The 23,922-nt window shown below is 68.0% G+C and carries 17 protein-coding genes; 7 read left to right on the forward strand and 10 right to left on the reverse strand.

Annotation, left to right across the window (positions count from 1 at the left end):
• Positions 1-182: 182 nt before the first annotated feature.
• Positions 183-1,760: an aldehyde dehydrogenase (NADP(+)) gene (locus MBR110_RS22285; protein WP_059734712.1), complete on the reverse strand. Its 1,578-nt coding sequence runs from the start codon at positions 1,758-1,760 to the stop codon at positions 183-185.
• Between the two features lie 250 nt (positions 1,761-2,010).
• On the opposite strand from MBR110_RS22285, the gene MBR110_RS22290 reads away from it, so the two are divergent.
• Together MBR110_RS22290 and MBR110_RS22300 are read left to right on the forward strand one after the other, a co-directional pair.
• Positions 2,011-3,387, forward strand: a complete 1,377-nt coding sequence (locus MBR110_RS22290; RefSeq protein WP_059734710.1) for an MFS transporter — start codon at positions 2,011-2,013, stop codon at positions 3,385-3,387.
• Positions 3,388-3,693: 306 nt separating this feature from the next.
• Complete coding sequence (locus MBR110_RS22300; RefSeq protein ID WP_011880912.1) at positions 3,694-4,545, forward strand: helix-turn-helix domain-containing protein; 852 nt, start codon at positions 3,694-3,696, stop codon at positions 4,543-4,545.
• Positions 4,546-4,771: 226 nt separating this feature from the next.
• Here MBR110_RS22300 and MBR110_RS22305 read toward each other — a convergent pair whose 3' ends face one another.
• From MBR110_RS22305 to MBR110_RS22330, 6 genes are read right to left on the reverse strand one after another with little or no spacing between them, the layout of a single operon-like run.
• Positions 4,772-5,983, reverse strand: coding sequence for an acyl-CoA dehydrogenase family protein (locus MBR110_RS22305; RefSeq protein ID WP_011880913.1), 1,212 nt, complete (start codon positions 5,981-5,983; stop codon positions 4,772-4,774).
• Complete coding sequence (locus tag MBR110_RS22310) at positions 5,980-6,837, reverse strand: hypothetical protein (protein ID WP_011880914.1); 858 nt, start codon at positions 6,835-6,837, stop codon at positions 5,980-5,982. The genes MBR110_RS22305 and MBR110_RS22310 overlap by 4 nt, the downstream gene beginning before the upstream one ends.
• 54 nt (positions 6,838-6,891) lie before the next feature.
• Positions 6,892-7,548: a methionine ABC transporter permease gene (locus tag MBR110_RS22315; RefSeq protein WP_011880915.1), complete on the reverse strand. Its 657-nt coding sequence runs from the start codon at positions 7,546-7,548 to the stop codon at positions 6,892-6,894.
• Positions 7,541-8,719: a methionine ABC transporter ATP-binding protein gene (locus tag MBR110_RS22320; RefSeq protein ID WP_181709345.1), complete on the reverse strand. Its 1,179-nt coding sequence runs from the start codon at positions 8,717-8,719 to the stop codon at positions 7,541-7,543. The genes MBR110_RS22315 and MBR110_RS22320 overlap by 8 nt, the downstream gene beginning before the upstream one ends.
• 18 nt (positions 8,720-8,737) lie before the next feature.
• Positions 8,738-10,150 carry an LLM class flavin-dependent oxidoreductase gene (locus MBR110_RS22325; protein WP_014724080.1) on the reverse strand — a complete coding sequence of 471 codons (1,413 nt, stop codon included), beginning with the start codon at positions 10,148-10,150 and terminating at the stop codon, positions 8,738-8,740.
• A gap of 10 nt (positions 10,151-10,160) precedes the next feature.
• Entirely contained in the window at positions 10,161-10,991 is an 831-nt protein-coding gene (locus tag MBR110_RS22330; protein ID WP_011880918.1) for a MetQ/NlpA family ABC transporter substrate-binding protein, read from the reverse strand.
• A gap of 431 nt (positions 10,992-11,422) precedes the next feature.
• On the opposite strand from MBR110_RS22330, the gene MBR110_RS22335 reads away from it, so the two are divergent.
• From MBR110_RS22335 to MBR110_RS22355, 5 genes are all read left to right on the forward strand, one after another.
• A complete protein-coding gene (locus MBR110_RS22335) occupies positions 11,423-12,787 on the forward strand; it encodes a 2-hydroxycarboxylate transporter family protein (protein ID WP_034193352.1) in 1,365 nt (454 codons plus the stop codon).
• A gap of 185 nt (positions 12,788-12,972) precedes the next feature.
• Entirely contained in the window at positions 12,973-14,859 is a 1,887-nt protein-coding gene (locus MBR110_RS22340) for a sensor histidine kinase (protein WP_059568497.1), read from the forward strand.
• Positions 14,849-16,210 carry a sigma-54-dependent transcriptional regulator gene (locus tag MBR110_RS22345; protein WP_059460667.1) on the forward strand — a complete coding sequence of 454 codons (1,362 nt, stop codon included), beginning with the start codon at positions 14,849-14,851 and terminating at the stop codon, positions 16,208-16,210. Before MBR110_RS22340 ends, MBR110_RS22345 begins: the two co-directional genes overlap by 11 nt.
• Before the next feature lie 16 nt (positions 16,211-16,226).
• On the forward strand, positions 16,227-16,448 hold the full coding sequence (locus MBR110_RS22350) for a DUF3579 domain-containing protein (RefSeq protein WP_011880922.1): 222 nt from the start codon (positions 16,227-16,229) through the stop codon (positions 16,446-16,448).
• A gap of 263 nt (positions 16,449-16,711) precedes the next feature.
• Positions 16,712-17,563, forward strand: coding sequence for an alpha/beta fold hydrolase (locus tag MBR110_RS22355; RefSeq protein WP_014724087.1), 852 nt, complete (start codon positions 16,712-16,714; stop codon positions 17,561-17,563).
• A 792-nt stretch (positions 17,564-18,355) separates the two neighbouring features.
• Here the strand turns inward: MBR110_RS22355 and MBR110_RS22360 are convergent.
• The 3 genes from MBR110_RS22360 to ceoB form a co-directional block, all read right to left on the reverse strand.
• A complete protein-coding gene (locus MBR110_RS22360; RefSeq protein ID WP_224020109.1) occupies positions 18,356-18,697 on the reverse strand; it encodes an aegerolysin family protein in 342 nt (113 codons plus the stop codon).
• A 471-nt stretch (positions 18,698-19,168) separates the two neighbouring features.
• Entirely contained in the window at positions 19,169-20,704 is a 1,536-nt protein-coding gene (gene opcM / locus MBR110_RS22365; RefSeq protein ID WP_181709346.1) for a multidrug efflux transporter outer membrane subunit OpcM, read from the reverse strand.
• Between the two features lie 10 nt (positions 20,705-20,714).
• Positions 20,715-23,915 carry a multidrug efflux RND transporter permease subunit CeoB gene (gene ceoB, locus MBR110_RS22370; protein ID WP_181709347.1) on the reverse strand — a complete coding sequence of 1,067 codons (3,201 nt, stop codon included), beginning with the start codon at positions 23,913-23,915 and terminating at the stop codon, positions 20,715-20,717.
• Between the last annotated feature and the right edge of the window lie 7 nt (positions 23,916-23,922).

The raw sequence follows: 23,922 nt of genomic DNA on the forward strand, positions 1-23,922 counted from the left end.
CGCTGCCGATGCGCAGATTCCGTCCGCATGCGCCGCTGCTGCGGCACCCGGCGCGCCCATTCCATCACTGGTTTGAAACCGCCCCGGCGACGACCAACAAAAAGCGGACGCGGCCAGCCGGCCGCGTCCGCTTTTCCGTTCCGGCATGGCGGCCCGCGCATCCGCGCGGGGCCGCGGCCGCGTCACTCCGCCTTGCCGTCCCGCAGACGCGGAATCGCGAGCGGATTGCTTTCCTGCAACCCTTCGGGCAGCAGATCGTCCGGGAAGTCCTGGTAGCACACGGGCCGCAGGAACCGCTCGATCGCGGTCGCGCCGACCGACGTGACGGCAGGATTCGACGTCGCCGGGAACGGGCCGCCGTGCACCATCGCGTCGCACACTTCGACGCCGGTCGGATAGCCGTTGACCAGCAGGCGCCCGGCCTTGCGTTCGAGAACCGGCAGCAGGCGGCGCGCGAGCAGCTTGTCGTCGGCGTCGATCTGCAGCGTGGCCGTCAACTGCCCCTCGAGCGCCTCGAGCACGCGCGCGACTTCGTCGAGATCGCGGCAACGCACGACCAGCGACGCCGGCCCGAACACCTCGTGGCTGAACGCCTCCTCGGCGAGGAACGCTTGCGCGGCGACTTCGTACAGTGCGCCGCCCGCCTGGCATTCGGTCTGCGGCGCTTCGCCGGCGCCCAGCTCGCGCACGCCGGCCAGTTCGGCCAGCTTGCCGCGGCCGTTGCGATACGCGTCGGCGATGCCGCGCGTCAGCATCACGCCGGCCGGCTTCTTCGCGAGCGCCTGCGCGGCGACGGTTTCGAAGCGGTCGAGATCGGGACCGTCGATCGCGAGCACGAGGCCGGGGTTCGTGCAGAACTGGCCGACGCCGAGCGTCAGCGAGTCGACGAAGCCGGCCGCGATCGCATCGCCGCGCGCAGCCAGCGCGGCCGGGAACAGCACGACCGGATTGATGCTGCTCATTTCGGCGTAGACGGGGATCGGCTGTGCGCGTGCGTTCGCGAGATGCACGAGCGCCATCCCGCCCTGCCGCGATCCGGTGAAACCGACTGCCTGGATCGCCGGATGGCTGACGAGCTGCGCGCCGATCACGCGGCCGGGGCCGACCAGCAGCGAGAACACGCCGGCCGGCATCCCGCATTTGGCGGCCGCCGCGCGGATCGCGCGACCGACCAGCTCGGACGTGCCGAGATGCGCCTCGTGCGCCTTGACGATCACCGGACAGCCGGCCGCGAGCGCGGACGCCGTATCGCCGCCGGCCACCGAGAACGCGAGCGGGAAGTTGCTCGCGCCGAACACGGCCACGGGCCCGAGCGCGACCTTCTGCAGCCGCAGATCGGAGCGCGGCAGCGGCGTGCGCGCCGGCTGCGCCGGGTCGATCGACGCGGCGAGGAAGCGCCCGTCGCGCACCACGCGCGCGAACAGCCGCAGCTGGCCGACGGTGCGGCCGCGCTCGCCTTGCAAGCGGGCCACGGGCAGCCCCGTTTCGGCGTGCGCGCGTTCGATCAGCGCGTCGCCGAGCGCGACGATTTCGTCGGCGATCGCTTCCAGAAACGCCGCACGCACGGCGAGCGGCTGGGTGCGGTACGCATCGAACGCGTCGCGCGCCAGCTCGCACGCGCGGTCGACGTCGGCCGGCGACGCGACGCCGAACGCCGGCGTGTCGATCTGCGCGCCCTTGGTCGGATCGAATGCGTACAAGGTACCGGCCGAGCCGGCCACCGCGTCGGCGCCGATCAGCATCTCTCCAGTCAGTTGCATGGGTGTGCTCCGTGTTCGTTCGGGAATGGTGCGCTCATTGTATCTCAACAGATACGATGTCTGCTGACGACGCACTGCCGATCGCGCCGCCTGCGAAGGCGCGCACGATACACCGCCAGGCCAATCTAGGCCAAGCTATCCGGCCACTTCCCACACTCTGTGACAGTCATCAAAGGGAAAACCCGAAGTTTATGTATTGGACCGTTCCCCATAAACTCCCGCCTATGTCATACGACGACGTACATTTAAAGTGACCCATCGAACCTCCTCTCGCGATCTCCCCATCGACCTCGCCGGCAGCGCGCGCCGCACCGCCGTGCGCTACTGGATTCTGGCGATGCTGTTCGTCGTCACGACGCTCAACTACGCCGACCGCGCGACGCTGTCGATCACCGGCACGCCGATCCGCAAGGCTTTCGGCATCGATCCGGTGACGATGGGCTACATCTTCTCGGCGTTCAGCTGGGCGTACGTGCTCGCGCAATTGCCGAGCGGCTGGCTGCTCGACCGCTTCGGCGCGCGGCGCGTCTATGCGGCGAGCATCTTCCTGTGGTCGGCGTTCACGCTGCTGCAAAGCACGATCGGTCTGGGCGGCAGCGCGGCGTTCGCGGTGGCCGCGCTGTTCGCGATGCGCTTCGCGGTGGGCATCGCCGAAGCGCCCGCGTTCCCCGCCAACGCGAAGGTCGTCGCGAGCTGGTTCCCGACCGCGGAGCGCGGCACGGCGTCGGCGATCTTCAACGCCGCGCAGTATTTCGCGGCGGTGGTGTTCTCGCCGCTGATGGCGTGGCTCACGCACGCGTACGGCTGGCATCACGTGTATCTGTGGCTCGGGCTCGCCGGCATCGCGCTCGCGTGCCTGTGGCTGCGCGTGATGAAGGACCCGGTCGACCATCCGGCCGTGAACCGCGCGGAACTCGAGCACATCGAGCAAGGCGGCGGCCTCGTGCGCACCACGTCGCGCGGCAACGGCACGGCGTCGGGCGGCAGCCGCGTCGCCGGCTGGTACTACGTGCGCCAGCTGCTGTCGAACCGGATGTTGCTCGGCGTCTATCTGGGCCAGTACTGCGTGAACGTGCTCACCTATTTCTTCCTCACTTGGTTCCCGATCTATCTCGTGCAGGCGCGCGGGATGTCGCTGCTGAAAGCCGGTTTCATGACGTCGCTGCCGGCGATCTGCGGCTTCCTCGGCGGCGTGCTGGGCGGGATGCTGTCCGACACACTGATCCGCCGCGGCGTATCGCTGACGCTCGCACGCAAGATTCCGATCGTCGGCGGGATGCTGCTGTCGATGGTCATCATCGGCTGCAATTACGTCGACAGCGAAGCGCTGGTGATCGCGCTGATGGCCGTGTCGTTCTTCGGCAAGGGCATCGGCTCGCTCGGCTGGGCCGTCGTCGCGGACACCGCGCCGAAGGAAGCGATCGGCCTGTCCGGCAGCCTGTTCAACATGTTCGGCAATACGGCCGGCATCGTCGCGCCGATCGCGATCGGCTATCTGGTCGGCGCGAGCGGTTCGTTCAACGGCGCGCTCGTGTTCGTCGGGCTCAATGCGCTGGTCACGGTGCTCAGCTATCTCGTGATCGTGAAGGACATCAAGCGCGTCGAGCTGCGTCATCGCGATGCTTGATGGGCGGTGGCTAGAGGCGCTGGGCTGTGTGATCGGGGGCTGGTGAGGCGGCGGGGGCGTGTGGGAATTGCTTCGGGTGCTTCGGGTGCTTCGGGTGCTTCGGGTGCTTCGGGTGCTTCGGGTGCTTCGGGTGCTTCGGGTGCTTCGGGTGCTTCGGGTGCTTCGGGTGCTTCGGGTGCTTCGGGTGCTTCGGGTGCTTCGGGTGCTTCGCCTCCACCGCTCCGGCGCCCGCCGCAGCCCGCGTAGCCCCAACGCTTACCTCGCAGGTAATACCCGGCGCGCGCGGGATTGCCTATCATCGCCCCCATGAACTCGACCGTCGCCCTCCACTCGCTCCCGTCGTCCGCCGGCCGCGCGTCCGGCATCGGCCCGTTGCTGCGCACCTGGCGGCAACGCCGCCGCCTGAGCCAGATGGCGCTCGCGCTGGAAGCCGAGGTCTCCGCGCGGCACCTGAGCTTCGTCGAATCGGGCCGCGCGCAGCCGAGCCGCGACATGGTGCTGCATCTGGCCGAGCGCCTCGACGTCCCGCTGCGCGAACGCAATGCGCTGCTCGTCGCAGCCGGCTACGCGCCGCTGTTTCGCGAGCGACCATTCTCCGATCCGCAACTGGATGCCGCTCGGCATGCAGTCGAAGCCGTGCTGCGCGGCCACGAGCCGTATCCGGCGCTCGCGGTCGATCGCCACTGGATGCTGCTCGCCGCGAACCGGATGCTCGGCGCGCTGGTCGAGCAAGCCGATCCCGCGCTGCTGCAGCCGCCCGTCAACGTGTTGCGGCTCAGCCTGCATCCGGACGGCCTCGCAGCGCAGATCGTCAACTGGCACGAATGGCGCGCGCACATCCTGCATCGGCTGCAACGGCAGATCGACGCGAGCGGCGACCGCACGCTGCACACGCTGCGCGATGAACTGGCGGCGTATCCGGCGCCGGCCGGCCAGCCCGACGACGCGCAGCCGCGTACCGACTACGCGGACATCGCCGTCCCGCTGCGGCTGCGCACGGCAAGCGGCGGCGAGCTGACGTTCTTCAGCACGACGACGGTATTCGGCACGCCGGTCGACGTCACGCTGTCGGAGCTTGCGATCGAGGCGTTTTTCCCGGCGAACCCGCAGACGGCTGACGCGATGCGCGCACTGGCCGATACGCTGGCGGCGCAGTGAGCGGGCGGGCCGGCGCGGCTGTAGTCGCGCGGCGCGTCGGTCCCGACATGTGACACGGCGCATCTTGCGCGAACGTCGAGCGGCTGACTTGGTGTGCGGAACGGCCCGCGACAGCGATCACACACGGCGCCCGCGAATCGCGTAACGCATGTTCGTTCACGCGGTCGCGTCCCGGCTCGCCGCCACGCCATCGACAACCGGCACACGCGAGCGTCCCCCACCGTCGTCACGTATAGAGCGACGCCTGCGGCAACTCACCGGTCAGCGCGAACCTCCCGACGTCGCGCAGCCGGTAGTCGAGCGGATCGTGCAGCGTATGCGTGCGCGCGTTGCGCCAGAATCTGTCGAGGCCGAGCGACGCGGCCGTCGCACGCGCGCCGCACGCATCGAACAACGCCTCGCCGTTCGCGAGCGCCGCGCGTTGCGCGACGATCTTCGCGTTCGACACCGCGATCGCCACTTCCGCGCGCTGGTTCGCGCTCAACGCGTCGCGCAGCGTCCATGCGCGCTGCAGGTCGAGAGCCGCGCGATCGGCGAGCGACGCCGCCGCGACCGCCTGCACGTGCATCTCGCCGAAGCGTTGCAGCGTATAAGGATCGTCGCCCGCCTGCGCGACGCCCGCATGTATCCACGGCCGGCCGTGCGTCAGCACGTAATCGCGCGCCTCCGCGAGCGCACCTTGCGCGAGGCCGACGAACAGGTTCGTCAGCACCAGTTGCGACACCAGCGTGCGCAGCGTCGCGTGCGGCGTCGGCGGCGTTTCGGAGCGATGCAGCACCTCGTCCGGCGCGAGCCGCACGCCGTCGAACTGCACGCTGCCGCTATCCGTCTGCCGCTGGCCGATCGGGTCCCAGTCGTCGTTGACGGCGATTCCGTCGCGCGCAGTCGGCACCACGCCGAACACCGGGCGGCCGGTGGCCGGATCGTGCGCGGACACCGTCATCCGCTGCGAGCCGCGCGTGCCCGAACAGAAGCCCTTCACGCCGTCGAGCCGGTAGCCGCCGTCCGGCAACGCGGTTGCAGCGAGCCGCGTGTCGAGCGGATTGACGGCATTGCCCCACCACCAGCGATGCTCGACCGTGCCGCGCAGATAGCGCTCGCGCTGTGCCGCATTGCCCCACACGTCGACGCTCACCACCTGCAGCGCCTGGAACCCGACCAGATGCGCGAGCGCGCTGTCGACGCGCGCGATCCGCCGGATCGTGTCGTAGACGGCCGGCCATTCGGCCTCCTGCCCGCCGAATTCGCGCGGCACCGCGAGCGTCAGCACGCCCGCGTCGGCAAGCCGCTGCTTCGCATCGGCCGCATGACCGCCGGTGCGGTCGCGCGCGACGGCCGTCTCGCGCAGCGCATCGAGCGCGCGATCGAGCGCCGCGTCGGCGTGGGCGCGCTCGTCGGTATCCGGCGCGAACGTCGCCGGGCCACGCGGATCGTTCATGCGACGGCTTCCGCAACGATGGTTTCGCGCGCAACGACGTCGCGTGACAGCGGCGTGAGCGCATCGAGCCGGCGCCCGGTCAGCCGCGCCAGGATTTCGCGCCGCCAGTCGTCGTAGATCGCGCGGTACTCGGCGATATCCGCGCCGAACACGTGCGCGGTATGCGCGTACTCGTCGTGCAGATAGCCGTCGAGGCGCGCCTGCGTTTCCTCGTCGGCTGCGATCACGCGGTCGATCAGCGCCTCGCGCTCGGCAGCCGGCAGCGCCGCCAGCTTGTCGAACCACCACTGCACGATCTGCACGCGATGCCACTCCTCGTCGGGCCGGATGCGGTTCTCGCCATGCTCGCGCATCGCGCCGTCGGCGATGCGGCCGGTCTTGCGCTGAATCCACAGCTTCGCGAGGATGTGCAGCTCGTAATGCCATTCGAACGCGAGGAAGCCCGCGACGTCGCGCACCGCGATGTCGCCGATGCGCGCCCAGTGCGCATCGACGAGCCGCGCAACCTCGGCCAGCGGATCGCGGCCGGTCAGCTCGGTCACGCGCTCGCGGCCGATCACCGCGTGCGCGCCGTCGTCGCCGAGCTGGCGCGACAGGATCAGCTGGAAATGCGGATCGTCGCGAAACAGCGTGTCGATCGCCTTCGCGACGACCTGCACGATGAACAGGTCGTGCGACGCCATCTTCGTGTAGTAGTCGGCCACGGCAGCCAGTTCGTCGTCGCCGTGCGGCTCGCGCGGCGGCGTCGCCAGCTTGTCGGGGAAGCCCGGACGATGGCGTCGCGCCACGTCGAGAAACAGCGCTTCCTCGAATTGTCCGTTCCAGTCGCGCGGTGCGCCGATGGGTAAGTTCATGGGTATCGTTCTCTCAGGGTCTTCAATGAAACGAGCGGACGCGCGCGGCGCCGCTCAGGTACGCCGGGCCACGCGCCGCACCAGGCGGTCGCCCGTGAATTGCACGGCCGAAACGAGTGCGATCAGGATCGCGATCACGGTCACCATGACCGTCGTGTCGAAGCGCTGATAGCCGTAGCGGATCGCGAGGTCGCCGAGCCCGCCCGCGCCGACGGCGCCCGCCATCGCGGTCGAGCCGATCAGCGCGACGACGGTGATCGTGAAGCCGCCGAGCATGCCGGGCAGCGCCTCCGGCAGCAGCACGTGCCACACGATGTGGCGGCGTTTCGCGCCCATCGCGAGCGCGGCCTCGATCAGCCCGCGATCGACCTCGCGCAGGCTCACTTCGGCGATCCGCGCGAAGAACGGAATCGCTGCGATCGACAGCGGCACGACGGCCGCCCACACGCCGATCGTCGTGCCGATCAGCACGCGCGTGAACGGCAACAGCGCGACGAGCAGGATGATGAACGGCGTCGAGCGGAACACGTTGACGAGCGCGCCGAGCACCGCGTTAGCGGCGCGCCGTTCGTAGATGCCGCCGGGCGCGGTCGTCACCAGCACCACCGCGAGCGGAATGCCGGCCAGCGCCGCGATCGCGGCCGACGCGGCGACCATCGACAGCGTGTCGCGGATCGCGTCGAGCAGTTCGGGCCACCACAGCTCAAACATAGCCGAGCACCTCCGCGTGGTTCGCGTGCCGGCGCGCGCGTTCGAGCAACGCGGCGACCGTGCGCGGGCCGGCAGGCGGCTCGCCGGGTTCGGCCGCGCGCGGCTGCGCCGCAATCACGAGGCGCCCCTGTGCATGTCCCTGGATCCGCTCGATCCCGCCGTGCAGAAAGCGCACGGCGCCGCCGAGCGCGGCCGCGAGCGCGCCGAGATCCGGCTCGCCGGCGCTCTCGCCCGTATAGCGGATGTCGAGCACGATCTGCGCGCCGTCGGGCAACGCCGCGTGCTCGGGCAACGGCTGCACGCGCGCGGCGAGTTCGGCCGGCAGGTCGTGCACGAGCGTGCTGAGCAGCGCGCGCGTCGCGCCATGGCGCGGCTTGCCGAACACGCGCCACACCGCGCCCGTTTCGACCACCTCGCCCTGCTCGATCACCGCGACCGTGTCGCACACCGCTCGGATCACCTCCATCTCGTGCGTGATCAGCACGATCGTCAGGCCGAGACGGCGATTGATGTCGGCGAGCAGCGCGAGGATCGACTGCGTCGTTTCGGGATCGAGCGCCGACGTCGCCTCGTCGCACAGCAGCACCTCCGGATCGTGCACCAGCGCCCGCGCGATTCCGACGCGCTGCTTCTGGCCGCCCGACAGGCTCGCCGGATACGCGTCGCGCTTCGCGGCGAGCCCGACGAGTTCGAGCAGCGCATCGACCTTGCGCACGCGCTCAGCCTTCGGCACACCGGCGATCTTCAGCGGCAGCGCGACGTTCTCGAACACGGTTTTCGCGGCCAGCAGGTTGAAATGCTGAAACACCATGCCGGTGCGGCGGCGCAGCGCGACGAGCCCGTCGTCGTCGAGCGTGCCGACCTCGACGCCGTGCACGCGCACGCTGCCCGAGCTCGCGCGTTCGAGGCCGTTCACGAGCCGCAGCAGCGTCGACTTGCCGGCGCCGCTGCGGCCGATGATGCCGAACACCTCGCCGCGTCGCACGTCGAGCGTCACGTCGCGCAGCGCGGCGGCGTGGCCGCGCGGCGTCGCGAACACCTTGCCGACGCGGTCGAACGAGACGGCCGCGGCGATTGCGCCCGCTTCGTCGGCGGCCGCTGCATGCGCGTTTGCGCTCGCGCGCGCCGCCGTCGCGTCGATGAATCCCGGCGGATCGAACCATTGCGTCATCGCTTCGCTCCGTCACGTTCATGCATGCGCGGCTTCCGCCGCCGCCACCGCGGCGGCCGGCCGGTGCCGCGCACCGGTGTGCCAGGCGGGCAGCCGCGCGCCGGCGCCGAACAGCTTCTCGCGCAGCGTCGGCGCGGGATCGTAGTCTTCCTTGTAGACGCCGCGGTTCTGCAACTCGGGCACGACCCAGTCGACGAAATCCACGAACGATTCGGGCATCACGGTGCGCGTCAGGTTGAAGCCGTCGATGCCCGTCTCGTCGATCCACGCCTGCAACTCGTCCGCGACCTGCGACGGCGCTCCGACGATCGGCGCGTAGCGTCCGCCGAGCGACATCTGCTCGAGCATGCGCCGCACGGTCCACGTGCCGCTCGTGCTCTTGCGCGAGATCGCGTCGACGGCCGACTGGATCGAATCGGTCTTCACATACGAGATCGGCTCGTCGAGGCCGTACTTCGCGAAGTCGATGCCGGTCGAGCTGGCGAAATGGGCGAGGCCCGCTTCCGCGCTCGCATAGCGCCGGTACTCGTCGAACTTCTCGCGCGCGAGCCGCTCGGTCTCGGCGGTCACGACGCTCACGCCGGCGAAAATCCGGATCGACGCCGGGTCGCGGCCCTGGCGTGCGGCGGCCGCGCGAATATCGAGCACGGCCGCGCGCGCAGCCGCCTTGCTCTGGCCGTTCACGAACACGCATTCGGCGTGGCGCGCGGCGAATTCGACGCCGCGCGCCGACGAACCGGCCTGATACAGCACCGGCGTGCGCTGCAGCGACGGCTCGCTCAGATGGATCGCATCGACCGAATAGAACGGCCCGTCGTGCTTCACGCGCCGCACCTTGTCGGGCCGCGCGAACACGCGCGCGTGCGCATCGCGGATCACCGCGTCGTCGTCCCAGCTCTGCTCCCACAGCTTGTAGACGACCTCCATGTAATCGTCCGCGCGCTCGTAGCGATCATCGTGGCCGATCTGCTGCGCGAGGCCCATGCCGCGCGCGGCGCTGTCGAGATAGCCGGTCACGATGTTCCAGCCGACGCGCCCCTTCGTCAGGTGATCGAGCGTCGACATCCGGCGTGCGAACAGATAAGGCGGCTCGTAGGTCAGGTTCGCGGTCACGCCGAAGCCGAGATGCCGCGTGACCTGCGCCATCGCGGGCACGAGCAGCAGCGGATCGTTCACCGGCACCTGCACCGATTCGCGCAGCGCGGCGTCGGGGCCGCCGCCGTACACGTCGTAGACGCCGACGATGTCCGCCAGAAAGATCCCGTCGAACTTGCCGCGCTCGAGCGTCTGCGCGAGATCGGTCCAGTAGTCGAGATCGGTGTAATGCGCGGAGCGGTCGCGCGGATGGGTCCACAGCCCGTGGTTGATGTGCCCGACGCAGTTCATGTTGAACGCGTTGAGCAGGATCTTCTTGCGGTTGGCGGTCGTCATGTCGTCTCCGTCACCAGGCGATCGCGTACAGCGAGCCGAACGCGTCGTCGAGCGCGCGGCGCACGGCCGGCGAGTGCTGATAGATCGCGATGAACTTGCGGATGCGCGGGTCGTTCACGCTGTCGGGCCGCACGACCCACTGGAGCGCGAAGCTCTTGTTCTCGGTGCCGTCGAACAGCAGCGCGCTGTTCGGGTCGGCCGTGCCGGCGAGCTTGATGAAGCTCGGGTAGCCCTGCGCGAGGTCGACGTCGTCGAGCGAGCGCGCGAGCTGCGACGCCTCGAGCGGGATGATCTTCAGATGCTTCGGGTTCGACACGATGTCGCGCGTGGTCGCGCGGTAGTCGACGCCGGGCTTCAGCGTGACGAGCCCCGCGCGCTGCAGCAGCAACAGGCCGCGCCCGCCGTTGACCGGGTCGTTGGCGATCGCGACGCGCGCGCCGTCCTTCAGTTCGTCGAAGCGCTTCACCTTCTTCGAATAGAGGCCGATCTTCATGATCGTGCCCGGCGCGATCGCGACGAAGTCGTATCCGCCCTGCTTCTTCGCGTTCTCGAGAAACGGGATGTGCTGGAAGTAGTTGACGTCGATGTCCTTGTTCGCGAGCGCCGCGTTCGGCGTATTCCAGTCGGTGAACTCGACGATCCGCACGTCGAGGCCCTGCGCCTTCGCCTCCTTCGCGGCGATCTTCAGCGCTTCGATCTGCGGGCTCGTGGAGAGGCCCACCTTCAGCGGCGCGGTGTCGGCGCGCGCGCCGTTGAGCAGCACGACGCCGAGCAGCGCTGCGGCCAGCACGCGAGCCGCGCGGCCGGGGGAAAAGCGGGCGGAAAAAACGGCATGCAGCATGGAAACCACTCTCCTGGGCAAAGACGGTAGCGACGGATGAGCGACGCCGCGGCGAACGCGCGGGCGTTCTCCGGAGGTGGTCGTCACATCGGAAAAGGATCAGCCGATGATAGAGAGCGGCGGATGGGCGGTCTACGAAGCGATTGTGCGAAGAAAATCGCGCGTGGCGATATGGCGCGATCGCGGTCCGCAAGCGCGGGGCCGCACGCACGAGCGCACGCCGCCGGCTGAAATCTCGGCCTGCGCGCGGCGCGAATTCCGAAATCTCGGCCACGCGAGCGCGGCCGAGATTTCAGCTGACGAAACGAATCCTTTGGAATCAACGGCTTGCGAAAAATCGGGCAGGCCGAATTTCTGGCACGACGGTTGCGTTACAGACGGCACACGATGCCGCGAAGCCATGCAGGCATTCCAACATCAGGAGACACGTCTTGCAGACCTCTATCCATACGCCATCGCATCCCGAGCCGGTTGCCCACGCCAGCCCCGCCACGCGCGAGCGCTTCTGGCCGCACGGCTGGTGGAAGCTGATGGAAATCCGCATCGGCATCATCCCGCTGCCGATCTACGTGATCCTGTTCGCGCTGATCGTCGGGTTCGTGGTGACCGGCAAGGTGCCCGGCGAAATCTCGATGGCGATCGCCGTGCTGGCGTTCTTCGGCTTCACCTGCGCCGAGCTCGGCAAGCGGCTGCCGCTGTTGCGCAACATCGGCGCGGCCGCGATCTTCGCGACCTTCGTGCCGTCGGCGCTCACCTACTACCACGTGCTGCCGAAGCCGGTGCTAAACCTCACCGTCGAATTCACGAAATCCACCAACTTCCTGTACCTGTTCATCGCGTCGATCATCGTCGGCAGCATCCTGAGCATGGACCGGCGCGTGCTGATCCAGGGCTTCGTGAAGATCTTCGTGCCGCTCGCGGCCGGCTCGATCGCGGCCGCGATCGTCGGCACGGCGGTCGGCACCGCGCTCGGCCTCGGCGCACGCCACACGCTGCTGTACATCGTCGTACCGATCATGGCGGGCGGCGTCGGCGAGGGCGCGATTCCGCTGTCGATCGGCTATTCGGAACTGATGCACCTGCCGCAGGGCGAGATGTTCGCGATGGTGCTGCCGTCGGTGATGCTCGGCAGCCTGACCGCGATCATCCTGTCGGGCGCGCTCGACATGCTCGGCAAGCGGCTGCCGCACCTGACCGGCAACGGCCGCCTGCAGGTCGGCGAAAGCGGCGACATGACGCCCGAGAACGAGGAGATCCGCGGCCACGTCGACGTCACGCACATCGCGGGCGCCGGCATCACCGCGATCACGCTGTACCTCGTCGGCCTGATGGCGCACAAGCTGTTCGGGCTGCCCGCGCCGGTTGCGATGCTGTTCCTCGCGGTGCTCGTGAAGCTCGCGCGCGCGGTGTCGCCGCCGCTGCAGGAAGGCGCGTTCGTCGTCTACAAGTTCTTCTCGACGGCCGTCACCTATCCGCTGCTGTTCGCGATCGGCGTCGCGATGACGCCGTGGGACAAGCTGACCGCCGCGTTCACGGTGGTCAACGTGATCACGATCGTGTCGACCGTCGCGACGCTGATGGGCACCGGTTTCGTGGTCGGCCGCCTGCTGAAGATGTACCCTATCGACACCGCAATCGTGAACGCCTGCCACAGCGGCCAGGGCGGCACCGGCGACGTCGCGATCCTGACCGCCGCGAACCGCATGCAGTTGATGCCGTTCGCGCAGATCGCGACGCGCATCGGCGGCGCGATCGTCGTGACCGTGACGCTGATCCTGGTCGCACACTTCGGATAACGCAGCGCTGCGCGCGCGAGCGCGCCGGCCGCTTCGCACGCGCCGCCGCCGGCTTTGCCGGTGTGCGGCGCGCGTCGTTTGGAAGTGTCGTTTCGAGGCGTCGTTTGGAAGCGGCCTGGCGGGGAGCCGGCAGCAAAGAGCCGGTAGCGGAGGACCGCTAACGGACGGCCGGTAGCGCGGCATCGATGAGGGCGAACGTGCAGAAGAGCTTCAAAGGTATCCCGTGGTGGGGCTGGGTGTCGGCCGCCGCGCTGTATGTCGGCGTGGCGGGCGCGGCCGTCGATTTCGCGTGGGAACGCGCGATCGACGCGCTGGAGGAAACCGGCGCGCACCGGCTCGACCTCTATGCATCGAGCCTGAAGAGCGAACTCGGCCGCTTCGAGATCCTGCCCGCGCTGGTCGCGCGCCAGGACGGCGTGCGCGCGCTGCTGAAGGCCACGCCGCACGATGCGCCCGCGCTCGTGCATGCGGTGAACACCTATCTCGAAGCCGTGAACCGCGACGCGGGCAGCGGCGCCGTCGACGTGATCGACCTGCGCGGCGAGGTGATCGCCGCGAGCAACTGGAACGAGACGATCAGCTTCGTCGGCACGAACGTGTCGTACCGGCCGTACTTCAAGGACGCGCTCGCGCGCGGCAGCGGCCGCTTCTTCGGGATCGGCACCAATACCGGCGTGCCGGGCGTCTACTTCGCCAGCGCGGTACGCGACGACGGCGTGCCGATCGGCGTGGCGGCGGTGAAGATCAGCGTCGACCCGCTCGAATCCGCGTGGCGCGCGCCGGGCGTCGCCGCGATGGTGGTGGACGGCAACGGCGTGGTCGTGATCTCGACCGAGCCCGCGTGGAAATTCACCGCGCTGCGCCCGATCACCGCGCAGCAGCAGCGCGACATCCAGGCGTCGCGCCAGTACGCGGGCCGCACCGTCGACGCGCTGCCGTACCGCCGCATCGGCGACCGCAGCTCGGCCGCGTGGTTCGGCACCTTTCCCGATCCGCGCCGCGCCGGCCGCACCACGCGTTATCTCGTGATGTCACGCCCCGCGCCGCAGGCCGGCGATTCGTTGATGGTGCTGCTCGATATCGCGAGCGCGCGCCGCCAGCAGCAGACGGCGTTCGTGTTCGTCACCGGCGCGTTCCTGATCGCGGCGCTGCTGGCCGGCTACGCGATCCAGCGGCGCCGCGCCATCGTCGCGCGGCTGAACGCGCAGGACGCGCTGCGCCGCGCGAACGACCGGCTCGAGCTGACCGTCGCGCAGCGCACGGCCGCGCTGACGGCCGCGAACGAGCGGATGCAGCGCGAGATCGTCGAGCGCGAGCGCACCGAGCAGCGGCTGCGCGATTCGCAACAGGAAGTCGTGCACGCGGGCAAGCTCGCGGTGCTCGGGCAGATGGCGGCCGGCCTCACGCACGAGCTGAACCAGCCGCTCGTCGCGATCCGCACGCTGTGCGACAACGCGCGCACGTTCTTCGAGCGCGGCCAGCCGGCACCGGCGCTCGCGAACCTCGAACGGATCGGCAAGCTGGTCGACGGCATGGCCGTGCTCACCGGCGAGCTCAAGACCTTCGCGCGCAAGCCCGACGTCGAGCGCGTCGCCGTATCGCTGAACGAAGCCATCGCGCATGCGCGGCTGATCTACGAAGCGCGGATCCGCGACGAAGGCGTGCAGCTCGACGTGAACATCGCGCCGGGCACGACGGTGTCCGCCGAATCGAGCCAGTTACAGCAGGTGATCGTGAACCTGCTCGGCAATGCGCTCGACGCCGTGCGCGACGCGCCGGTGCGGCGCATCGTCATCGAAGCGAGCGGGCCGGACGACGCCGGCCGCGTGCGCTTGACCGTGGCCGACAGCGGCGCCGGCATCGCGCCCGACGTGCTGCCGCACCTGTTCGAGCCGTTCGTCACGACCAAGCCGCGCGGCCAGGGGCTCGGGCTCGGCCTGGCGATCACGTCGCGCATCGTCGACGCGTTCGGCGCGCGGATCGCCGCGGCGAACCGCGACGAAGGCGGCGCGCAGTTCATCATCGAATTCGCGGCGGCGACGCCGCCACAAAGGACAGAGCATGGAACATGAGATCCGCGTGCTCGTCGTCGAGGACGACGAGAACGTGCGCATCGGCGTCGAGCAGGCCGTCGCGCTCGCCGGCTTCCCGGTCGACGCGTTCGCATCGGCCGCTGACGCGCTCGCGCACGTCGCGCCCGGCGCACCGGTCGTCATCGTGTCGGACGTGCGGATGCCCGGCATCGACGGGCTGCAGTTGCTCGAGCGCGTGATGGCCGTCGACGCGCAGATTCCGGTCGTGCTGATCAGCGGTCACGCCGACATTTCGACGGCCGTCGGCGCGATGCACGACGGCGCGTACGACTTCATCGAAAAGCCGTTCTCGTCGGACCTGATCGCCGGGCGCGTCGCGCGGGCCGTCGAGAAGCGCCGGCTCACGCTCGAGGTGCAGGGGCTGCGCGCCGCGCTCGACAACTGGCACGGGATCGACGCGTACGTGCTCGGCAAGTCGCCGGCGATGGCCGACGTGCGCAAGAAGATCCTGCGGCTCGCCGACACGTCGGTGTCGGTGCTGATCACCGGCGAGACGGGCACCGGCAAGGAGCTGATCGCCCGCAGCCTGCACGACTTCGGCGGACGGCGCGACGCGCATTTCGTCGCGCTGAACTGCGGCGGTCTGCCCGAGCAGGTGTTCGAGAGCGAGCTGTTCGGCCATGAGGCCGGCGCGTTCACCGGCGCGATCAAGAAGCGCATCGGCAAGATCGAGTGGGCGCACGGCGGCACGCTGTTCCTCGACGAGATCGAGACGATGCCGATCCCGCTGCAGATCAAGATGCTGCGCGTGCTGCAGGAGCGCGTGGTCGAGCGGCTCGGCGCGAACGAGCTGATTCCGGTCGACTGCCGCGTCGTCGCGGCGTCGAAGGCCGACCTGACCGAGCTCGCTGCCGACGGGCGCTTCCGTGCGGACCTGCTGTACCGGCTCAACGTCGCGCAGATCGAGCTGCCGCCGCTGCGCGAGCGGCGCGAGGACGTGCCGCTGCTGTTCGAGCATTTCGTGCTCGCGGCCGCGCGGCGTTTCGGGCAGCCGGCGCCCGTCGTCAGCGCCGCGCAGGTGTCCGAACTGATGACGCACGCGTGGCCCGGCAACGTGCGCGAGCTGCAGAACGTCGCCGATCGCTTCGTGCTCGGGCTGACCGGCGACAGCCTGCTGTCGTCCAGCGGCCCGCCTGCGGCCGGCAGCACGCTCGCCGAGCAGATGGCGTATTTCGAGCGGATGCTGATCGAAGACATGCTGCGGCGTCACAACGGCAACGTCGCGGACGCGAGCGTTGCGCTCGGGATGCCGAAGAAGACGCTCTATCACAAGCTGCGCAACCTGCGGATTCCCGCGCGCGGCGATGCGGCCGCCGACGGCGGGGAATGAGGCCGCGTATGCGGGCATGGATCGCGGCCGGATCGGCGGCGATCTGACGCGCGGTGTCACGCGCGACTGGTCCGAGTGGCTCGCGATGCCGGTGGTCGACGGCCGCGTCAAATGCCTGTTCGTCGCGGACGCGTTGCGCGTCATGTGCGCCGATGCATTCGACTTCGCGATGCCATTCGCTGCGGACAACGATCTACCTGGCGAGCTTCGGACCTTGGCCGCGCCCGCGGCGCGATAACGCGCGAACGACGTCGCGCGACCTTCATTTTGCGCAGCACGCGGTCGCGTCCGATGCGCGCCCGCGCGGCCGCACACGCTCGCTTTCAGCGCGGAATCAAACCGTCAGACGATTGAAGGCTGAAGTGCGTACCACGCTGCGACAAGGGTTTTCGGCGTTGTCATCAATAAAATTGATCGTGACGATGAAAATAATGCGTTTTTCTTGCAGGTCGCGGTGAGGCATAGTTGCGGCGTGATGACGCACCCATTGAGTTTTCAGTCATGAACATGCGAATCGAGCCTTCGGTGCTCGCCAACCCGGACCTGCAATTTGCGACGCTTTCGTCGGGCATCAGCCTGCCGTATGTCGAGCGGGGCAGCGGCGCGCCGATGGTGTTCGTGCACGGATCGTTGTGCGACTACCGCTACTGGGAGCCGCAACTCGCGTCGCTGTCGGCGCACTACCGCTGCATCGCGCCGAGCCTGAGCCACTACTGGCCGGCCGTCGAAGCGGGCATCCAGGACGAGTTCAGCTGGCAGAACCACGTCGACGAGCTGGCCGAATTCATCGACGCGCTCGATCTCGGCCCCGTTCATCTGGTCGGCCATTCACGCGGCGGCAGCGTCGCGTTCAACGTCGCGCGCCAGCATCCGCAGCTCGTCGACACGCTGACGCTCGCCGATCCCGGCGGCCCGCTGCAACAGCCGGGCGTGCGCGAAGCCGCATTGCCGGCCGCCGCGATCGCGCTGCGCACGCAAGCCGTGAAGCTGATCGGCGCAGGCAACGTGGAAGCCGGCCTCGAGATGTTCGTCGACTCGGTCAGCATGCCGGGTGCGTGGAACAAGAGCACGTCGCGCTTCCGCATGATGGCGATCGACAACGCAAGCACGCTGCCGAAGCAGCTGCAGGACCCGTTGCCCGCTTATTCGCAACACACGGCGTCGGATATCGCATGCCGCACGCTGCTGATCGACGGACAACGCAGCCCGAAGATGTTCCGCCACAACGTCGATACGCTGTCGCAGTGGATCGGCGCTGCGCAACGGCAGACCGTCGCCGGTGCGTCGCACGGGATGAATGCGGCGAGTCCCGCGGTGTTCAATCGGTACGTGCACGAGTTCGTCACGGCGTAAGGTGGGTGGGCGGTGTGTGTGCCGCCCGTTGAACGCGCTGTTGCCGAAGCGAACGATGTGCATGTCCGCATGCGATCGCTTCGGATCCCTTTGCGTTGTCCGCGGCAGCCTTTATGCGCGGGGCGCGGCGACGCCGCAAGCACGCCCGCACGGCCGCCGCGAAATCCAATCCAATCACGCTCCTGGTCCTTCCCTGACCGCCACACGCGTCAAAGCGCGCGTGTGATCTTGCGCGGACGTTTGGTTAGCGGATGGGATGCGAACGAGGCTGATGGGGAAGATGTTTCACGCGGGGATGAGGCGCGGCGGTGATTGAGTAGGGGCGCGGATGGTTCTGCGCGGGTGCGTCCGTAGCGGCAGGCGTCGCCTTCGCTGCGTGACCGCTGACCTTCATGCACTGCCGGTGCGCGTGGCGGGACGCCACCGCGCCATTGGAAGTCGGCGGGCAGGACTGACCGTTAGTTGCGACGTGCAATGAAGGCCATGCGTGAAAACGTCAGCGGCAAAGTCGTCGTCATGGCACCAGCAGTTGGCGGCATTGCGGAGCCGCATGACTCACCTGCCAGGCGGCGATCGAATTTTCCAGTAGCGTTCCAGCGGACGCGGGTTTCCAACGAACGATGGCTGACACGTTCCCGTTGCGAAGCAGCAGCCGTTCGAATGACAGCGCCGGGTATCAGGCGCGCGGCTGGAACCGACCGATCGCCAAGGGCGCGAGATCCGGCCAAGCCCTCAATACGTCCGTCGAGCACTCGCGCCCCATCGAGACGGGCGCGAGCGCCTCACACGGCGTCAGCCCTTCTTGATGTAGAAGTTGACGGTTGCGTTATCCCCGGAGCCACCGTCATAACCAACCTTATAACCCGCGGCACTAACGGTGATCGAGTATCCGTTATTTCCGACATAGGGGTTGTCCCAGTAAAGCCTGACGTTCTCGATACCGCCGCCGTCTGCAAATTGATATTGAAGCTGACCTTCCGTTCCCGTCATAAAACCGTCCGAATCGCTTTCCCATTGGCCAGTCTGGCCATCCGGGATTTTCTCCGGAGGATATGTCACCCATTCCCCGTGCAGCAGGTTGATCGACGCGGGATCCAGGAATAACGTGTTCCCCGAATTGTTTTGCAACTTCACGACAGTGCTTCGCGCAGACATATCGGTCTCCAAAATAAAGTTGATAGTGCATCACGGCGACTTAACGCGATCCCGATGCGCTTCAAACATAGGACACACCCATCCGCTTCGAAAGCTGACAGTTATAGCAGCGCAAATCAACTCAATAGTTCAATAGATTATTTTTTGATTTAAAACACAAACAAGCAGAAATCTAGAATCGCAAGGGTAGAAGCGAGCGTTACCAGAACTGCAACAGTTCAGCTATCCGAACGCTCCAGTCAATGCAGTGGCCGCATAGTTACGCCATTACGGGCCGACTTGCTCGCGAGCCGCCCATTCAGCTTTTCGAGCCAGCGACATGGCCGATCGCGAGCGACGCCCCGCCAATCCGTCGTCGAACCACAAAAAAACCCGGCACACAACCCTAAGCCTGCATACCGGGTTTCTTCACTTCAAGACTGGCGAGCGAACCCCACCCGCCACTCCCCCTCACCGCGCCGCCACCTCCGCCTTGCCGGTCGCCGCATCGCCGACCGCCGTCGGCGCCGGTCCCCATCCGCCGCCCAGCGCACGAATGAGATTGACGGTCGAAACAGCCTGCGCCCCAGTCAACTGATTCGCCTGCAATTGCGACTGCAGCACCGACCGCTCGCTATCGATCACGTCGAGATACGCCACTTCCCCTTCCTGATACTGCGTACGCGACAGCGTCGCCGAACGGCGCGACGCATTGACCGCGGCATCCTGAGCCCGAATCTGATCGTCGAGCAACCGCAGATCGGCGAGATTGTCCTCGACCTCGCGGAACGCGACGAGCACCTGCTGCCGGTAGTTCGCGACCTGCTCGTCGTACTGCGCGCGCGCCTGCTGCACGCCGGCCGCACGACGTCCGCCGTCGAACAGCGGCAGCGTCAGCGCGGTGCCGGCGAACGGCCCGAGCAGGAACGTGCGGCTCGACCACAGGAACAGATCGCCGAGCGTCGACGCCTCATACCCGAACGCGCCCGTGATATCGAGCTTCGGGAAATACGCCGACTTCGCAAGGCCGATCCGCGCGTTCGCGGCAGCCATCGCGCGCTCGGCCGCCGCCACATCCGGGCGGCGTTCGAGCAGCGCCGACGGCAGCCCCGCCGGGATCTTCACCGCGACCGGAACGATCGGCGTTTCCTTGAACGCGAAGTCCGCGGGCGCCTTGCCGAGCAGGATCGCGAGCGCATGCTCGGACGCCGCGCGACGCCGCGCGACGCCGACCGCATCGGCCTGCGCGCTCGCCAGCTCGTTCTTCGCACGCGACACGTCCAGCTCGCTGATGTCGCCTTCGTTGAAGCGGCGCTGCACGAGCTTCAGCGCCTCTTCGCGCAGCTCGACCGTGCGACGGTACAGATCCTGGTCCGAATCGAGCTGGCGCAGCTCGAAGTAGTTCTGCGCGACGTCCGCCTGCAGCGCGAGCTGCACCGAACGGAACAGCGCCTCGCTCTGCGCCTGGTCGGCACGCGACGCCTCGACGTTGCGGCTCACGCGGCCGAACAGGTCGGCCTCGTACGACACCGTGCCCTGCGCACGCCACAGCGTCGTGTTGGTCGGCCCCGTGCCCTGCGGCTGGAACTGCGACGCCGACGACGCCCCCTCGCGCGTCGGCCCGAACCCGACGCCGACCTGCGGGAACCACTGCGAGCGAGCGGTGCGGGTCGCCGCACGCGCTTCCTCGACGCGCGCGGCCGCGGCCTTCAGGTTCTGGTTCGCGGCGAGCGCCTGCGACTCCAGCGCGTCGAGCACCGGATCGCCGAACACCTTCCACCATTCGCCGCGATGCTCGGCGTCGGCCGGCTCGGCGGTCTTCCACGTGCCGGCCTGTTCGCCGGCGGCGAGCGTCGGCGCTTCCTTGAACGCCGCGGGCGTCGCCACGTCCGGGCGCTTGTAGTCGGGTCCTACCGCGCACGCGGCGAGCAGCGTCGCGAGCAGAGTGCTCGCTGCCGCCAGCTTCGCGATGCGCAGCAGGCCGTTCGTGTTGTGCATGTTGTCCATCTTGTTGTCCTCAAGCATCCGAAGCCGGTACGCCGTGGGCCGGCACGCCGTACCCCGACGAATCCTTGCCGGCGACGTGAATCTTGCCGCCCGCGAGCGTACGCAGCACGACGTAGAACACCGGCGTCAGCATCAGCCCGAACAGCGTCACGCCGAGCATCCCGAAGAACACCGCGACACCCATCGCATGACGCATTTCCGAACCGGCGCCGGTCGACGTGACGAGCGGCACCACCCCCATGATGAATGCGATCGACGTCATCAGGATCGGGCGCAACCGCAGCCGGCTCGCCTCGATCGCGGCCTCGAGCGGCGTGCGTCCGTCATGCTCGAGCTCGCGCGCGAATTCGACGATCAGGATCGCGTTCTTCGCCGACAACCCGACCAGCACCATCAACCCGATCTGCGTGAAGATGTTGTTGTCGCCCTGCGTGAGCCACACGCCCGTGAGCGCCGACAGAATGCTCATCGGCACGATCAGGATCACCGCGAGCGGCAGCGTCAGGCTCTCGTACAGCGCGGCCAGCACGAGGAACACGAGCAGCACGCTGATCGGGAACACGTACATCGCCGAATCGCCCGCCAGAATCTGCTGGTACGTGAGGTCGGTCCACTCGAACCGCACGCCGCGCGGCAGCGTTTCATGCGCGATGCGCTCGATCGCGGCCTGCGCCTGCCCCGACGAGAAGCCCGGCGCCGGGCCGCCGTTGATGTCGGCCGCCGTGTAACCGTTGTAGCGCACGACCATTTCCGGGCCGAACGTCGGCGTCACCGTGACGAGCGACGACAACGGCACCATCTCGCCGCGATCGTTGCGCGTCTTCAGCTGCAGGATGTCGTCCGCACGCTGCCGGAACGGCGCATCGGCCTGCACGCGCACCTGGTACACGCGCCCGAAGCGGTTGAAGTCGTTCACGTACAGCGAGCCGAGATACACCTGCATCGTGTTGAACACGTCGGTCACCGGCACGCCGAGCTGCTTCGCCTTCACACGATCGAGATCGACGTTGAGCTGCGGCACGTTGATCTGATAGCTGGTGAACAACGGACCGAGTTCAGGCGCCTGCTGCGCGCGCTTGATGAAGTCGTTGGTCGCATCCGACAGCTTCGCGTAGCCCACCGCGCCGCGATCCTCGATCTGCATCTTGAACCCGCCGAGCGTGCCGAGGCCGAGCACCGGCGGCGGCGGGAACACCGCGACGAACGAGTCCTTGATCGCGCCGTACTTCTGGTTCAGCGCACCAGCGATCGCGCCGGCCGACAGCGCCTTGCCGTGCCGTTCGGAGAACGGCTTCAGCGTGACGAACACGATGCCCGCGCTCGAGCTATTGGTGAAGCCGTTCACCGACAGCCCCGGGAACGCGACCGCGCTCTCGACGCCCGGCTGCTTCAGCGCGATCGAGCCCATGTCGCGGATCACTTTCTCGGTGCGGTCGAGCGACGCGCCGTTCGGCAACTGCGCGAACGCGATCAGGTATTCCTTGTCCTGCGCGGGCACGAAGCCGCCCGGCACGATCCGCGACACGAGCACGGTCGCGCCCACCAGCACGAGATACACGCCGAGCATCAGCGTCTTGCGCGACAGCACGCCGCGCACGCCGCGGCCGTAGTTCTCGGCGCCGCGATGGAACACCTTGTTGAAGCCGCGGAAGAAGCCGCCGAGCGCGCGGTTCATCACGCGCGTGAGCCAGTCTTCCTTATCGCCGTGGCCCTTGAGCAGAATCGCGGACAGCGCCGGCGACAGCGTCAGCGAGTTGAACGCCGAGATCACCGTCGAGATCGCGATGGTCATCGCGAACTGCTTGTAGAACTGGCCGGTCAGGCCCGACATGAACGCGAGCGGCACGAACACGGCGACGAGCGTCAGCGCGATCGCGATGATCGGCCCGCTGACCTCCTGCATCGCCTTGTAGGTCGCCTGCCGCGCGTTCATCCCGCTTTCGATGTTGCGCTCGACGTTCTCCACGACGACGATTGCATCGTCGACCACGATCCCGATCGCGAGCACCATCCCGAACAGCGACAGCGCGTTGATCGAATACCCGAATGCGAGCAGCAGCGAGAACGTGCCGACGATCGACACCGGCACCGCGATCAGCGGAATGATCGACGCGCGCCAGGTCTGCAAGAACACGATCACGACGATCACGACCAGCGCGATCGCCTCGAGCAGCGTGTGCACGACGGCCTTGATCGACGAACGCACGAACTGCGTCGGGTCGTAGACGATCTTGTAGTCGACGCCGGCCGGCATGTCCTGCTTCAGCTCGGCCATCGTCTTGCGCACTTCGTCGGAGATCTGCAGCGAGTTCGCACCCGGCGACTGGTTGATCGCCATCGCGACGGCCGGCTTGTTGTCGAGCAGCGAACGCAGCCCGTACTCGGACGCATCCAGCCCGATCCGCGCAATGTCGCGCAGATGCGTGACGCCGCCGTCGGGCGTCGTCTTCACGACGATGTCGCCGAACTCGTCTTCGGTCTGCAGACGGCCGCGCGCGTTCACCGACAGCTGCAGCGGCGTGCCCGGCAGCGACGGCGACGCGCCGATCACGCCGGCCGCGACCTGCACGTTCTGCTCGCGGATCGCCTGCACGACGTCCTCGGCCGACAGCCCGCGCTGCGCGACCTTCTGCGGATCGAGCCACACGCGCATCGCATAGTCGCCCGAACCCCACAGCTGCACCTGACCGACGCCCTGGATCCGCGACAGGCGATCCTTCACGTTGATCAGCGCGTAGTTGCGCAGGTAGGTCATGTCGTAGCGGTTGGCCGGCGAGATCAGGTGGACCACCATCGTCAGCGTCGGCGAGCTCTTCACCGTGGTGATGCCGAGCCGCTGCACGTCCTCCGGCAGGCGCGGCAGCGCCTGGTTCACGCGGTTCTGCACGAGCTGCGTAGCCTTGTCGGGATCGGTGCCGAGCTTGAACGTGACGGTGATCGTCATGTTGCCGTCGCTGTTCGCCTGCGACTGCATGTACAGCATGTCCTCGACGCCGTTGATCTGCTCCTCGAGCGGCGATGCGACCGTCTCGGCGATCACCTTCGGGTTGGCGCCCGGATACTGCGCCTTCACGATCACCGACGGCGGCACGACTTCCGGATACTCGGAGATCGGCAGCAGGAACATCGCGATCACCCCGCCGAGCAGGATGATCACCGAGAGCACGCCTGCGAAGATCGGCCGGTCGATAAAGAATTTGGAAATGTTCATGGGTGGC

The sequence above is a fragment of the Burkholderia sp. MBR-1 genome (genome assembly GCF_013822785.1).
In the GTDB taxonomy this organism is placed as follows: Bacteria; Pseudomonadota; Gammaproteobacteria; order Burkholderiales; family Burkholderiaceae; genus Burkholderia; species Burkholderia vietnamiensis.

Excerpts from the sequence above, each read along its gene's own strand:
- MBR110_RS22285 (WP_059734712.1), bottom strand. The coding sequence starts at position 1,760 with ATGCAACTGACTGGAGAGATGCTGATCGGCGCCGACGCGGTGGCCGGC.
- opcM (WP_181709346.1), bottom strand. The coding sequence starts at position 20,704 with ATGGACAACATGCACAACACGAACGGCCTGCTGCGCATCGCGAAGCTG.
- MBR110_RS22305 (WP_011880913.1), bottom strand. The coding sequence starts at position 5,983 with ATGAACGATCCGCGTGGCCCGGCGACGTTCGCGCCGGATACCGACGAG.
- ceoB (WP_181709347.1), bottom strand. The coding sequence starts at position 23,915 with ATGAACATTTCCAAATTCTTTATCGACCGGCCGATCTTCGCAGGCGTG.
- MBR110_RS22310 (WP_011880914.1), bottom strand. The coding sequence starts at position 6,837 with ATGAACTTACCCATCGGCGCACCGCGCGACTGGAACGGACAATTCGAG.
- MBR110_RS22355 (WP_014724087.1), top strand. The coding sequence starts at position 16,712 with ATGAACATGCGAATCGAGCCTTCGGTGCTCGCCAACCCGGACCTGCAA.
- MBR110_RS22330 (WP_011880918.1), bottom strand. The coding sequence starts at position 10,991 with ATGCTGCATGCCGTTTTTTCCGCCCGCTTTTCCCCCGGCCGCGCGGCT.
- MBR110_RS22350 (WP_011880922.1), top strand. The coding sequence starts at position 16,227 with ATGGATCGCGGCCGGATCGGCGGCGATCTGACGCGCGGTGTCACGCGC.
- MBR110_RS22315 (WP_011880915.1), bottom strand. The coding sequence starts at position 7,548 with ATGTTTGAGCTGTGGTGGCCCGAACTGCTCGACGCGATCCGCGACACG.
- MBR110_RS22300 (WP_011880912.1), top strand. The coding sequence starts at position 3,694 with ATGAACTCGACCGTCGCCCTCCACTCGCTCCCGTCGTCCGCCGGCCGC.
- MBR110_RS22325 (WP_014724080.1), bottom strand. The coding sequence starts at position 10,150 with ATGACGACCGCCAACCGCAAGAAGATCCTGCTCAACGCGTTCAACATG.
- MBR110_RS22320 (WP_181709345.1), bottom strand. The coding sequence starts at position 8,719 with ATGACGCAATGGTTCGATCCGCCGGGATTCATCGACGCGACGGCGGCG.
- MBR110_RS22340 (WP_059568497.1), top strand. The coding sequence starts at position 12,973 with ATGAGGGCGAACGTGCAGAAGAGCTTCAAAGGTATCCCGTGGTGGGGC.
- MBR110_RS22345 (WP_059460667.1), top strand. The coding sequence starts at position 14,849 with ATGGAACATGAGATCCGCGTGCTCGTCGTCGAGGACGACGAGAACGTG.